Annotated in this window: 8 protein-coding genes and 1 rRNA gene; 3 read left to right on the forward strand and 6 right to left on the reverse strand. The window is 68.4% G+C overall.

The genetic code is table 11. The annotated features are described in order from the left end of the window. The 4 genes from BLV57_RS39800 to BLV57_RS39815 form a co-directional block, all read right to left on the reverse strand. Nucleotides 1–321, reverse strand: a 16S ribosomal RNA gene (locus BLV57_RS39800); the annotation flags it as partial. 404 nt (nucleotides 322–725) lie between these two features. Next, complete coding sequence (locus BLV57_RS39805) at nucleotides 726–2267, reverse strand: amidase (RefSeq protein WP_281244477.1); 1542 nt, start codon at nucleotides 2265–2267, stop codon at nucleotides 726–728. An 18-nt stretch (nucleotides 2268–2285) separates the two neighbouring features. After that, nucleotides 2286–3629 carry a type I glutamate--ammonia ligase gene (glnA, locus tag BLV57_RS39810; RefSeq protein ID WP_091299175.1) on the reverse strand — a complete coding sequence of 448 codons (1344 nt, stop codon included), beginning with the start codon at nucleotides 3627–3629 and terminating at the stop codon, nucleotides 2286–2288. 36 nt (nucleotides 3630–3665) lie between these two features. Next, nucleotides 3666–4937 (reverse strand): MFS transporter, encoded by a 1272-nt coding sequence (locus tag BLV57_RS39815; RefSeq protein WP_091299177.1) that lies wholly within the window; start codon nucleotides 4935–4937, stop codon nucleotides 3666–3668. 91 nt (nucleotides 4938–5028) lie between these two features. Between BLV57_RS39815 and BLV57_RS39820 the strand changes: the two genes are divergently transcribed. Beyond that, nucleotides 5029–5670, forward strand: coding sequence for an LppX_LprAFG lipoprotein (locus tag BLV57_RS39820; protein ID WP_281244478.1), 642 nt, complete (start codon nucleotides 5029–5031; stop codon nucleotides 5668–5670). Here BLV57_RS39820 and BLV57_RS39825 read toward each other — a convergent pair. Then, nucleotides 5667–7247, reverse strand: a complete 1581-nt coding sequence (locus tag BLV57_RS39825; RefSeq protein WP_091299471.1) for an alpha/beta hydrolase — start codon at nucleotides 7245–7247, stop codon at nucleotides 5667–5669. The genes BLV57_RS39820 and BLV57_RS39825 overlap by 4 nt on opposite strands. 38 nt (nucleotides 7248–7285) lie before the next feature. Next, a complete protein-coding gene (locus BLV57_RS39830) occupies nucleotides 7286–8893 on the reverse strand; it encodes an alpha/beta hydrolase (protein WP_245757714.1) in 1608 nt (535 codons plus the stop codon). A 103-nt stretch (nucleotides 8894–8996) separates the two neighbouring features. On the opposite strand from BLV57_RS39830, the gene secA2 reads away from it, so the two are divergent. Together secA2 and BLV57_RS39840 are read left to right on the forward strand one after the other, a co-directional pair. Beyond that, nucleotides 8997–11321, forward strand: a complete 2325-nt coding sequence (secA2, locus tag BLV57_RS39835; protein ID WP_091299182.1) for an accessory Sec system translocase SecA2 — start codon at nucleotides 8997–8999, stop codon at nucleotides 11319–11321. Nucleotides 11322–11461: 140 nt separating this feature from the next. Continuing rightward, complete coding sequence (locus BLV57_RS39840; RefSeq protein ID WP_091299183.1) at nucleotides 11462–13183, forward strand: NAD+ synthase; 1722 nt, start codon at nucleotides 11462–11464, stop codon at nucleotides 13181–13183. The last annotated feature ends 70 nt before the right edge of the window (nucleotides 13184–13253 follow it).

Here is a 13253-nt window from a genome sequence, read left to right on the forward strand (position 1 = left end):
CGTGTCTCAGTCCCAGTGTGGCCGGTCACCCTCTCAGGCCGGCTACCCGTCGTCGCCTTGGTAGGCCATTACCCCACCAACAAGCTGATAGGCCGCGGGCTCATCCTGTACCGCCGGAGCTTTCCACCACACACCATGCGATGCGCAGTCATATCCGGTATTAGACCTCGTTTCCAAGGCTTATCCCAAAGTACAGGGCAGATTGCCCACGTGTTACTCACCCGTTCGCCACTAATCCACCCGAAGGCTTCATCGTTCGACTTGCATGTGTTAAGCACGCCGCCAGCGTTCGTCCTGAGCCAGGATCAAACTCTCCAACAATGTCTTCGAATTCAATCGAGGCAATTTACTGCTCTCAAAGGAACCTCAATACGAGGTTCTATATAAGCTCTACTGGCTTAGTTCACTAGCACACTGTTGAGTTCTCAAGCAACACACTGAATTGCTTCAAGCGATATTCATCTAAACTTTGGTCGAGCCATGCCCGTACCTACTATGTTAGTAGGGAGTGGGCGGCCGCTCGTGGGCCGACGCTGAACATTACCCGGTCCGATCCGCGGTGTCAAACTCCCGCTCGGCCCTGGCGCCTCCGGTCCTGCTCGGGGCTTGCGGCCCCGCCGGCCCGGTGTTCCTGGCGACTTGGAGAACTTTACATCCCTGGAGAACCCCCGAAAACAGGGGGGTCACTTAACGCCATCGCCGCAGGTCAGACCGTAGGCGTCAAGTCATCCGATGGTGGGAAGGTAGCTCGGGGCCCGCCGGGCGTTCGCCGCGCGTTCATAAGCGGCGCCCAGCGAGAGCACTCGAGCATCCGCCCACTGCCCGGCCATGAACGAGATCCCCACCGGGAGCTCGCCGACGAATCCGGACGGCACCGTCACCGCCGGGTAGCCGGCGACCGCCGCGGGAGTGGACGACGGGATCACGTCGTTGTCGCCCGTGGCGCAATCGGTCTTCCACGCGGGCGGATTGGTCGGGGCGGCGATGGCGTCGAGCCGGTACTGGGCGACGACCTCGTCGATCGAGCGTTTCGCCAGGTCGGTGAGCTCGGCACGCTGCGCGAGGTAGCCGGGGTCCGTGGGACCGGGTGCGACCAGCGCCTGCTCGAACAGCTCCTGCCCGGCGAAACAGGTCTGTTCCAGCGGGTCGGACCGGTTGTAGGCAATCAGCGCGGCGAGGTCGCGCGGGACACCGGGACGCCCGGCGAGGTACTTGTCGATGTCCCGGTGGAACTCCGTGAGCAACGCCGGAAACTCCAGCTCGGCGAGCCGTGCCTGGTAGGGCAGGTCGACCTCGACGACCGTCGCTCCCCTGCGCTTGAGCACCTCGGCCGCGCGGGACATGACCGCGTCGACATCCGGGCCCAGCACCGGCAACCGCCACAGGCCGATGCGTGCTCCGCGTAACGCGTCCGGTCTCAGAAGTGCGGCGTAATCACGCGGTTGGGTGACCGGGTACCGCCAGGTCGCGGGGTCGGCGTGATCCCGGCCTTGCAGTGCCGAAAGGGTGATCGCGACGTCCACGACCGACCTCGCCATCGGGCCCGCGGTGTCCTGTTCCGCGGAGATGGGCACCACGCCCGTGCGGCTGACCAGGCCCAGGCTCGGCTTGTGGCCGACCGTCCCGGTCATGCCCGCGGGGCAGACGACCGAGCCGTCGGTCTCACTGCCGATCGCGACCTGGGAAAGCGACGCGGCGACGGCCGCGGCGGAACCGGCCGACGAACCGCACGGGTTCCGGTCCAGCACATACGGGTTGTGCGTCTGCCCGCCGACGCCTGACCAGCCCGAAGTCGGCTTCGCGGCGCGGAAGTTGGCCCATTCGGACAGGTTGGCCTTGCCGAGGACGACCGCGCCCGCCGCACGCAGGCGCTTGACCAGCTCCGCGTCGGCCGGTGGCTTGGTCCGCAGCGCGCGGGAGCCTGCGGTCGTGTCCATCGATCGGGTGTTGATGTTGTCCTTGAGCAGGACCGGGATGCCGTCGAGCGGACCGCGCAGCCGTCCGGCGCGGCGCCTCGCGTCGCTCTCGGCCGCCTCCGCGCGCACGGCCGGGTTCACCACGAGGACCGCGCGGACTTTCGGGTCGATCGATCGGATGCGATCGACATAAGCCGAGGTCAAGCGAACTGAGTCGAGCTTGCCGCGGGCCATTCGGGCCTGGAGGTCCGGGATGGTCGCCGCATCGAGGTCGAAGCCGAGGCCACTCGCGGAAGCGGGTGCCATGCTCACGAACGAAAGAAGGGCGACGAGCAGTGCGACCTTTCGCAATTCCCGTCGCCCTCCTTGTCAGAGAACCGGTAGCAGTGTGCGCAACTCGTAGGGAGTCACGGCGCTGCGATAGTTGTCCCACTCAACCCGCTTGTTGCGCAAGAAGAAGTCGTAAACATGCTCGCCGAGCGCCTCGGGCAGCAGCTCCGACTTCTCCATCTCCGACAGCGCCTCGCCCAGGTTCTGCGGTAGCTGGGAGTAACCGGCGGCGCGGCGCTCGGCGTCCGAGAGCTGCCAGATGTTGTCCTCGGCGGGCGGCGGGAGCTCGTAGCCCTTCTCGATCCCCTTGAGCCCGGCGGCGAGGATCACCGAGTACGCGAGGTACGGGTTGCACGCCGAATCCAGCGTGCGGATCTCCACTCGGCGCGAGGACGCCTTGCCGGGCGAGTACATCGGCACCCGGACGAGCGCGGAGCGGTTCGCCCGGCCCCACGACACGGTCGTCGGCGCTTCACCGCCGCTGATCAGGCGTTTGTACGAGTTCACCCACTGATTGGTGACCGCGGATATCTCTTTGGCGTGGGTCAGCAGGCCAGCGACGAACGCCTTACCTGTTTCGGAAAGCTCGTAGGGATCCTCGGCGTCGTAGAACGCGTTGCGGTCGCCCTCGAACAGGCTGACGTGGGTGTGCATCCCCGAGCCAGGCTGATCGGTGAACGGCTTGGGCATGAACGTCGCGCGCACGCCTTGGGTGAGCGCGACCTCCTTGACGACGTAACGGAACGTCATCACGTTGTCGGCCATGGTCAGCGCGTCGGCGTACCGGAGGTCGATCTCCTGCTGCCCCGGCGCGCCCTCGTGGTGGCTGAACTCCACCGAGATGCCCATCGCTTCGAGCGTCTCGATCGCGTGGCGCCGGAAGTGCGTCGCGGTGGCGTGGCTGGCCTGGTCGAAGTAACCACCGTTGTCGGCAGGCTCGGGCTCGGAGCCGTCGTCGGGCAGGTTCGAGAGCAGGAAGAACTCGATCTCGGGGTGGACGTAGCAGGTGAAACCGGCCTCGGCGGCCTTCGAGAGCTGGCGGCGGAGCACGTGCCGCGGGTCGGCCCAGGACGGCGAGCCGTCCGGCATCGTGATGTCACAGAACATGCGCGCCGAATAGGGGCCGCCTTCGGGGGTCTCCCAAGGCAGCACCTGGAAGGTCGCCGGGTCCGGCTTGGCGACCATGTCCGATTCGTAGACCCGTGCGAAGCCTTCGATGGCGGAGCCGTCGAAGCCGATCCCCTCGGTGAAGGCGCCCTCGAGTTCAGCGGGTGCGACCGCCACTGACTTGAGGAAACCGAGCACGTCGGTGAACCAAAGACGGACAAATCGGATGTCGCGCTCTTCCAAAGTGCGCAGCACGAACTCCTGCTGGCGATCCATGGCCGCACCCTAGAGGGCACTTGTTAACGGCATGTTTCACGACACTCCGACGGCCACTGACGTGTTCGGTTTCCTAATCGAAATGGAGGCCGCCGAGCCGAGAATCGCCAGGCCGGCGGCGATGTACCAGGCAACGGCGTAGTCACCGAAATGATCGCGGATGACACCGGCGCCGAACGCCGCGATCGCCGCGCCGAGCTGATGCGACGCGAAGACCCAGCCGAACACGATGGGTCCCGCCTCCCCGAATTGGCGGACGCAGAGCGCCACCGTCGGCGGCACGGTCGCCACCCAGTCGAGACCGTAGAAGACGATGAACGCCCAGGTGCTCATCTCGACGGAGTCGCTGAGCAGCTGCGGCAGCAGCGCGAGCGAAATGCCGCGAAGCGCGTAATAAACGCCGAGAAGGATGCGCGGGTCGACGCGGTCGGTCAGCCAGCCGGACGCGATGGTGCCGACCACGTCGAAGATCCCGACCAGCGCGAGCAGGCCTGCCGCGGTCGTCTGCGGCATGCCGTGGTCGTGCGCCGCGGGCACGAAGTGCGTGCTGACCAGGCCGTTGGTGGTCGCGCCGCAGATCGCGAAGCCGATGGCGAGCAGCCAGAACGTCCTGGTGCGCGCGGCCGAGACCAGCACGGTCAGCGCGCGTTTGGCCGTTCCGGTGCGCCGCTCGGGCGCTTCGGCGGGTTCGTCCACACCGTAGGGGCCGATGCCGAGCTCGGAGGGGTGATCGCGGATCGCGAGCAGCACCACCGGGACCACGGCCAGCGCGGCGATCGCGATGACGAGCGACGCCGTGCGCCAGCCTTCGCTGATCGCGAGCTTCGCGACGATCGGCAGGAAGATCAGCTGCCCGGTGGCGCCCGCGGCGGTCAGGATGCCGGTGACGGTGCCCCGGCTGCGCACGAACCAGCGTGCGGCGACGGTCGCCGCGAAGCTCATCGCCATCGAGCCAGTGCCGACGCCGACCAGCACGCCCCAGCAGAGGATCAGCTGCCAGCTGGCGGTCATGAACACGGTGCCGCCCGCTCCGATCGCGACGACGAACAACGCGGTCGCGGCGACTCGGCGCATGCCGAACCGCTCCATGAGCGCGGCGGCGAACGGTGAGAACAGGCCGTAGAGCACGAGGTTGACCGAGACGGCGGACGCGATCGTCGCGCGTGACCAGCCGAATTCCTCGTGGAGCGGATCGATGAGTACACCGGGCGCGGCGCGGAAGCCCGCGGCGGCGAGCAGGGCGAAGAAGGCGGCGCCCGCGATGATCCACGCTCGGTGGACCTTGGGGCGCGAAGTGGTCAGCTGCACGGCACAAAGTCTCGTTCGGCGCGAAACCCGGCGAAAGTGGCCGGAGGGCCACTATGCGCAAGGATCCGGCCACAAGTCTAGGCTCGTGGCCATGTTGCGCCGCACTTTTGGGCCGGTATTCCTGCTGGTCGCCTGCTTCTTAAGCGGTTGCTCCGCGACCTTCGATACCAGTGGCCCGCTGCCCGACGGAACTCAGCTGGTGAGGGAGTCGGCCGCGGCGTTGAAGGGGCAGCGTGCCGTCCGGTTCGTGCTCGGCGTCAGCGGCGAGATCCCCGGGTTCGGCGTGCGGAAGATCGACGGCGAGGTCGCGGCGGACGGTTCCGCGCGCGGGCACGCCGACCTGCAGGTGTCCGATCAGCGGCAGCAGCTCGACTACGTGCTTTCCGCCGATGGGCTGAAGGTGACCGATCGAGCCGGTGTCCAGACCGAGAAGCCCGCCGTGTACCGGCCGGACGCGGTCGTCGGGCGCCTGCGCGCGTTGCTCACGAGCGCGACGGACCTGCGGACGGAAGGCCGGGAGAGCCCGGGCGGGGCGCTCTCGTACCGGATCGGCGGGAAGGTCCCGCGCGCGGCGATCTCGGCGCTGATCCCCGGTATCCAGGCCGACGTGACCGCGAAGATCTGGGTCGCGGACACGCCGTCACACGATCTCACCCGGATGTGGATCCAGGTGCCCGAGGTCGCGGCGCACGAGGGCCCCGTGATGCTCGAACTCGGGCTGACCTGGCGTTAGCAGCGAATGCCGTCGGCTGGCAGCGTCCGGTCGATCAGGTAAGCCGACGCCGCTTTGTCCACGCACGGGTTGCCCTGCAGGTAGACCGTGTGCTGGGCGCCTTCGAACGTGAGCAGGCGGCCGCCCAGCGCCTTCGCGAGGTTCACGCCGGCCTGGTACGGCGTCGCCGGGTCGTTGGTCGTGGAGATGACGAGCGTCGGGGCGAGGCCCTCGGGCTTGGGTGTGTGCGGCTGCGAGGTCGCGGGCACCGGCCAGGCCGCGCAGATGTCGAGTTCGGTCATGTCCGGAGTGCCGCCGTCGAGGATCGGCGCGCCCTGGAGCATGCGCTGGTGCGCGGAATCGATTTTCGCGCGATCGGTGACGCGGGGGCTGTCGACGCAGCGCACGGCGTAGTAGACGTCGATGATCCCGGCGTAGGTGCCGTCCTGGCCGCGGTCGTAGTACGAATCGGCGAGCTGCATCAGGTTCTGGCCGTTGTTGCGGGTCAGGTTGGCGAGGCCTTCGTTGAGGAAGCCCCACGCGGCCTGGCTGTAGAGCGCCGCGAGGGTGCCGGTGATGGCGTCCTCGAACGAGAGCTTGCGGGCGCCGACCTGGACCGGCTTCGTGATCAGCGGTTTGACCAGGTCCTGGAACGCCTTCGTCGCGCCTGCCGCGTCCTTGCCGAGCGCGCAGTCCGGCCGGGTCACGCAGGTCTTGGCGAACTCGTTGAAGGTGTTCTGGAAGCCGGCCATCTGCAATACGAGTGATTCGGCGGTGTCCTGGGCCGGGTCGACGGCGCCGTCGAGCACCATCGCGCGCACCTTGGCCGGGTAGGCCTCGGCGTAGGCGGAACCGATCTGCGTTCCGTACGAGTAGCCCAGGTAGGTGAGCTTCTCGTCGCCGAGCGCGGCGCGCAGGATGTCGAGATCGCGCACGACGTCGCGGGTGCCGACGTTGGCGAGCATGTCCTTGCCGTGTTCGGTCCGCTCGGCGCACTTGTCCGCGTACGCCTTCGCGTCGGCGAGCTGTTTGGCCTGGCCCGCGGGCGAATTGTCACTTTCGGAGTCCTCGGCGCGGTCGGCGTCGCGCTCCGCGTCGGTCAGGCATTTGACGCGGGGCTCGCTCGCGCCGACGCCGCGCGGGTCGAAGCCGACCAGGTCGAAGCGCTGGACGATGTCCGACTCGGGCGCGCGCTGGACGTGCCCGGCGGCCGAGCGCACGCCGGACGCGCCGGGGCCGCCGGGGTCGGTGACGAGCGAGCCGATCCGCTGGTCCGGTTTGGTGGCCTGGTGCCGGAGCACGGCGATCTTGATGACGTCGCCGTCCGGTTTCGCGTAGTCGAGCGGCACGCTCAGGTGCGCGCATTCGAACTTCTTGTCCTTGAGCACCTTCTCCGCGGACGCGTCGCCGCCCGCGAACGCCGCGCATTCGCCCCACGCGAGCTTCTGCGTCGTGAACTTCTCGAGCGCCTTGGCGTCCGGCGCGGGCGTGGGGGCGCCCGGCGCCTGCTGCGCGTTCGGCGTGCCCACCTGCGCACTCGTGCAGGCCGTCAGCAGCAGGCAGACGACGGCGGACGCGAGGACAAGACGAGGAGTGATCACGCGCAGATCATCCCAGCCGATCCGTGCGATCCGGGCTAATTCCCCGAACAGCGCGTGCCCTCCGGCGGCAGGGTGCCGTTGACCAGGTAGTCCGTCCCGGCCTTGTCTACGCACGACACACCCTGCAGGAAGACCGTGTGCTGGGTGCCCTCGAAGGTCAGCAGGCCGCCCTTGAGGCCCTTGGCCAGGTTGACCCCGGCGGCGTACGGCGTCGCCGGGTCGTTCGTGGTCGAGATGACCAGCGTCGGGGCGAGCCCGTCGACCTTCGGCTGGTGCGGCTGCATGGTGTTCGGCACCGGCCAGAACGCGCACGCGTCGCGCGCGGCCGACTCAGGGCGGCCGTCGTCGAGGAACGGCGCGACCTTCACGTACTCGCGCTGTGCCTTGAGGATGGTCTCCGGATCGGTGACGCGCGGGTCGTCGACGCAGCGCACGGCCGTGAAGACGTCCTGGGTCGCCTGGTATTTGCCCTGGTCGTCGCGTTCGTTGTACATGTCGGCGAGCTTCATGAGCGTCTCGCCGCGCTGGAGCTTGAGTTCGTTGAGCGCCGAGTTGAGCGGTTCCCAGTAGTCCTTCCCGTAGAGCGCCTGGATCGTGCCGATCGTCGCATCCTCGTACGACAGTTTCCGGCCGTCGGCGACGGGCACGTGGAAATCGATCAGCGGGCGGGTGAGGTCCTGGTAGGCCTTCGTCGCGTTCGCGGGGTCCTTCCCGAGCGCGCAGTCCTGGCGCGCGGCGCACCACTTCGCGAACTCGTCGAACGCCTTGCCGAAGCCGCGACCCTGGCTGACGAGCGATTCGACGGCGTCCTGCTCGGGGTCGACGGCACCGTCCAGCACCAGCGCTCGGACGTTGGCCGGGAACGTCTCGGCGTACGTGGAACCGATCCGCGTGCCGTACGAGTAGCCCAGATAGGTGAGTTTCTGGTCGCCGAGCACCGACCGGAGGATGTCCATGTCCTTCGCGACGTCGCGGGTGCCGACGTTGGCGAGCATGGCGGTGCCCTTGTCGGTGCGCTGGGCGCACTTCGCGGCGAAGTCCTTCTCCTCGGCTTCCTGCTTGGCCACACCTTCGGGTGAACCGTCAGCCTCGAGGTCGTCGGCGCGCTCCGCGTCGCGTTCGGTGTCGGTCAGGCATTTGACCTGCGGTTCGCTGGCGCCGACGCCGCGCGGGTCGAACCCGACGAAGTCGAAGCGCTCGGCGAGCTCGCCCTTGGTCCTGCTCGCCAGGCCGGCCGCGGCCGTCATGCCGGACGCGCCGGGCCCGCCGGGGTTGATGACCAAGGAACCGAGGCGATTGTCCGTTTTAGTGGCTTTGCGGCGCAGGAGGCCGAGCCGGATCTTGTCGCCATCGGGTTTGGCGTAGTCAAGTGGCACCGAAAGGTGGGCGCACTGGGCGCCCTTCACCCGGAATGCGGCCTTCGCTTCACTCGAAGTCGCGTAAGGTGCGCAGTCGCCCCAGGTCACGCTCTGCCCGTAGAAGGCGTCGAGCCCGGGCGGCACCGGCCCGACCGGGCCATGCGACTCGGTCTCCGGCGCGGGCGGTGTGGTCGGAGTGCCCGGCGAACACGCGCTGAGCGCCAGCGCGGACAGCGCGACGGCGACTCGGCGGGAACGGGACCTGGTGCGGGTGGGTATGGGCACGGTTTGATCGTGCCATCCGGTCGCGGAACCAAAACGCACCACCACTGCGTTGTGGGAACGGGTCGGTCGGCCGGTGAGCGAGAGCACAGACAGGAGACCAGGGGTGGCAGCACTGATCAGCCGGGTTGGCAAGCGGCTGCGCCGGATCATTCAGCGGCCGGGCAGCATCGAGCTGACCCGCTACGAACCGCTGGTTCCGGCGATCGAGAAGCTCGAAGAGGAGCTCAAGAAGCTTTCGGACGCGGAACTGACCGAACGCGCGGGTGAGCTGCGCGAAGGCGGGAAGTCCGGGGACGACGAGCTGATCGAGATCTGCGCGCTGGGCCGTGAGGCGGCGAGGCGGGCACTCGACGAGCGCGCGTTCGACGTGCAGCTGCTCGGCGCGATCGGCCTGCTGACCGGGCATGTGGTCCAGATGGACACCGGTGAGGGCAAGACGCTCGCCGGCGCGCTGGCCGCCGCCGGCTACGCGCTGCGCGGCAAGCGGGTGCACGTGGTCACCGTCAACGACTACCTCGCCCGTCGTGACGCCGAGTGGATGAAGCCGATCTACGACCTGCTCGGGGTCTCGGTCGGCTGGATCGAGCCGTCGCACTCGCGTGAGGAGCGCAAGGAGGCCTACTCCGCCGAGGTCACCTACGGCGCGGTCGCCGAGATCGGCTTCGACGTGCTGCGCGACCGGCTGGTCACGAACGTGGACGACCTGGTCCAGCGCGAGCCCGAGATCGCGATCGTCGACGAGGCGGACTCCGTGCTGGTCGACGAGGCGCGCGTGCCGCTGGTGATGGCCGGGTCGATCGACCACACCGACGCCGACGAAGAGGTCGCCAACATCGTGCGGCGGCTGCGGCTGGGCCTGCACTACGAGACCGACTCCGACGGGCGCAACGCCTGGCTGACCAAGGCGGGCGCCTCGGTCGTCGAGAAGGCGCTCGGCGGCGACATCAACCTGTACGACGAGACCGGCTCCGACCGGCTGCCCGCGGTGAACGTCGCGCTGCACGCGCACGCGCTGCTCACCCGCGACGTCGACTACATCGTGCGTGACGGCAAGGTCCAGCTGATCAACGCCGCGCGTGGCCGTGTCGCCGAGCTGCAGCGCTGGCCGGACGGCCTGCAGGCGGCCGTCGAGGCGAAGGAGCAGGTCGCGGCGACCGACCGGGGCGAGATCCTCGACTCGATCACCGTGCAGGCGCTGCTCGCGCGCTACCCCAGCGTCGCGGGCATGACCGGTACCGCGGTCGCGGTCGCCGAGCAGCTGCGCGAGTTCTACAAGCTGGAAGTGGCGGTCATCCCGCCGAACACGGAGAACATCCGCGAGGACCAGCCGGACCGGATCTTCGCCTCGCCGTCGCAGAAACTGCGCGCGATCGAGGAGGAGATCCGCAAGGTGCACGAGACGGGCCGCCCGATCCTGGTCGGCACGCAGGACGTCGCGGAGTCCGAGGAGCTGGCGGAGAAGCTGGCCAAGGTCGATCTCGAATGCGTGGTGCTCAACGCGCGCAACGACGCTCAGGAAGCGTCGATCATCGCGGACGCGGGCAAGAAGGGCGCCGTGACCGTGTCGACCCAGATGGCCGGTCGCGGTACCGACATCCGGCTGGGCGGCAAGGACGGCGCCGGGCGCGAGGAGGTCGCCGAGCTGGGCGGGCTGCACGTGATCGGTACGGCGCGGTACCCGTCGAGCAGGCTCGACGGGCAGCTTCGCGGCCGGTCGGGGCGGCAGGGTGACCCGGGCAGCGCGGTGTTCTTCGCGAGCCTGAACGACGAGCTCGTGCTGTCGAACGCGCCGGACATCCCCGAGGGCATCGACACCGACGAGAACGGCGAGATCACCGCGGACGCGGCGCACCGGCAGATCGATCACGCGCAGCGCGTCGCCGAGGGTGTCGACCTGGAGATCCACCGGAACACCTGGCGCTACACGCGGCTGATCGAGCGGCAGCGCGGGGATCTGCTCAAGCACCGCGACGAGGTGCTGCGGACGGCGCTGGCGGCCGAGGGGCTGGAGGCGGACGAGCCGGAGAAGTTCAAGGAGCTCGCGGAGAAGGTCGACGATCCCGCCAAGGTCGAGCAGATCTGCCGCGAGGTGCTGCTGTACCACATCGACCAGCTGTGGTCGGACCATCTCGCGTACCTGACCGACGTGCGCGAGAGCATCCACCTGCGCGCGCTGGCGCGGGAGACGCCACTCGACGAGTTCCACCGCGCGGCGATCCCGGAGTTCCACAAGATCATCCCGGAGGCGGCGGCGCGCGCGGCCAAGACGCTGGTCGAGGCCGAGATCACCGACGACGGCATCGATCTGGCCGACGCGGGTGTGCGGCGGGCGAACACGACGTGGACGTACCTGGTCCACGACAACCCGTTCGACTCCGACTTCGAGCAGACGCTGAAGAAGGTCCGCTCGATGATCAAGCGCAAGTAGGGTTTTGGGGTTTCACGACAGGGGCGTCCGCTGAGCGGGCGCCCCTGTTCTGTGTCGGCTCCGTGCCGGCTCCGTGTCGGCGCGGAGAGCTTGGGCACGTCCGGTCGTGCGGATGCCCGCGGTTGAGCGAGAATGTGCGCATGTCGCAGCTGCGCATCGCCTTGGCCCAGGTCAACACCACCGTCGGGGACATCACCGGCAACGCGGAACTCACCGTCGAGTGGACGCGCAAAGCCGCGGAAGCCGGCGCGCATCTGGTGGTCTTTCCCGAGATGTCGCTGACCGGGTATCCGGTCGAGGATCTGTCTCTGCGCAAGACTTTCGCCGAGGCGTCCAAGAACGCGCTCGAGGCGCTCGCCACGCGGCTCGACGACGCCGGCTGTGGCGAAGTGCTGACCTACGTCGGCTATCTGGACCTCGACGAGGCCGGTGTGCGCGACGCGGCGGCGGCGCTGTACCGCGGCGAGGTGGTCGCGCGGCAGTTCAAGCACCACCTGCCGAACTACGGGGTGTTCGACGAGCACCGGTACTTCAAGCCGGGCGAGACGCTGGATGTCGTGCGGTACCACGGGCTCGACATCGGCATGGTCATCTGCGAGGACATCTGGCAGGACGGCGGGCCGGTGTCGGCGCTGGGGAAGGCGGGCGTCGACCTGGTGGTCGCGCCGAACGCCTCGCCGTACGAGCGCGCGAAGGACGACATCCGGCTGCCGCTGATCGCGCGGCGGGCCGCCGAGGCCGGTGCGCCGCTGGTGTACACGAACCAGGTGGGCGGGCAGGACGATCTCGTGTTCGACGGCGACTCGCTGGTGGTCGGCGCGGACGGGACGCTGCTGGCGCGGGCGCCGCAGTTCGTCGAGCACTTACTCGTGCTCGACATGGACCTGACCGCGGGCGGGCACGCGGGTGACGGTGACCTCGCCGGGCTGCACGTGCGGCGCAAGGTGCTGAGCGAAGAGCCGATTCCGGCTTACGAAGCCTCGAAAGAGCCTGTGATCAGTGAGCCGCTCTCGGATGAGGCCGAGGTGTGGTCGGCGCTGGTCGTGGGCCTGCGCGACTACGTGCACAAGAACGGGTTCCAGTCGGTGATCTTCGGGTTCTCCGGCGGGATCGACTCGGCCGTGGTGGCGGCGCTGGCGGCGGACGCGCTGGGCGGGGACAACGTGTACGGCGTCTCGATGCCGTCGAAGTACTCGTCGGAGCACTCGAAGTCGGACGCTTCCGATCTGGCGCGGCGGATCGGCGCGCACTTCCGCGAGGAGTCGGTCGCGGACATGGTCGACGCCTATGTTTCGCAGCTGGGGCTGACCGGGCTGGCCGAGGAGAACATCCAGGCGCGCACGCGCGGGATGCTGCTGATGGCACTGTCCAATTCGGACGGTCATCTGGTGCTGGCGACCGGCAACAAGACCGAGCTCGCGGTCGGCTACTCGACGATCTACGGCGACGCGGTCGGCGGGTTCGCGCCGATCAAGGACGTCTTCAAGACCCACGTGTGGCAGCTCGCGCGCTGGCGCAACGCGGAGGCCGAGAAGCACGGCGAAACGCCGCCGATCCCGGAGAACTCGATCACCAAGCCGCCGTCGGCCGAGCTGCGGCCCGGACAGGTCGACACCGACTCGCTGCCGGACTACGCGTTGCTCGACGACATCCTCGACGACTATGTCGAGGGCGACCGCGGATACGCCGACCTGATCGCGGCCGGGTTCGATCCCGAGACGATCGACCGGGTGGTGCGGATGGTCGACCGGGCGGAATACAAGCGCCGCCAGTACCCGCCGGGCACCAAGATCACGTTCAAGGCTTTCGGCCGGGATCGGCGGCTGCCGATCACGAACGCTTGGCGCGAAGGCGAAAACTGACGCTCGCGGTCTTCAGGAAGGCATGAAGGGAACATTCATGCCTTCCTGAAGCTCCCCCGAGATCCACGGT

The sequence above is a fragment of the Amycolatopsis xylanica genome, from assembly GCF_900107045.1.
In the GTDB taxonomy this organism is placed as follows: Bacteria; Actinomycetota; Actinomycetes; order Mycobacteriales; family Pseudonocardiaceae; genus Amycolatopsis; species Amycolatopsis xylanica.

What these genes read in the sequence shown, in the direction of transcription:
- glnA (WP_091299175.1), bottom strand. Translation starts at nt 3,629, where the DNA reads ATGGATCGCCAGCAGGAGTTCGTGCTGCGCACTTTGGAAGAGCGCGAC.
- BLV57_RS39820 (WP_281244478.1), top strand. Translation starts at nt 5,029, where the DNA reads ATGTTGCGCCGCACTTTTGGGCCGGTATTCCTGCTGGTCGCCTGCTTC.
- BLV57_RS39840 (WP_091299183.1), top strand. Translation starts at nt 11,462, where the DNA reads ATGTCGCAGCTGCGCATCGCCTTGGCCCAGGTCAACACCACCGTCGGG.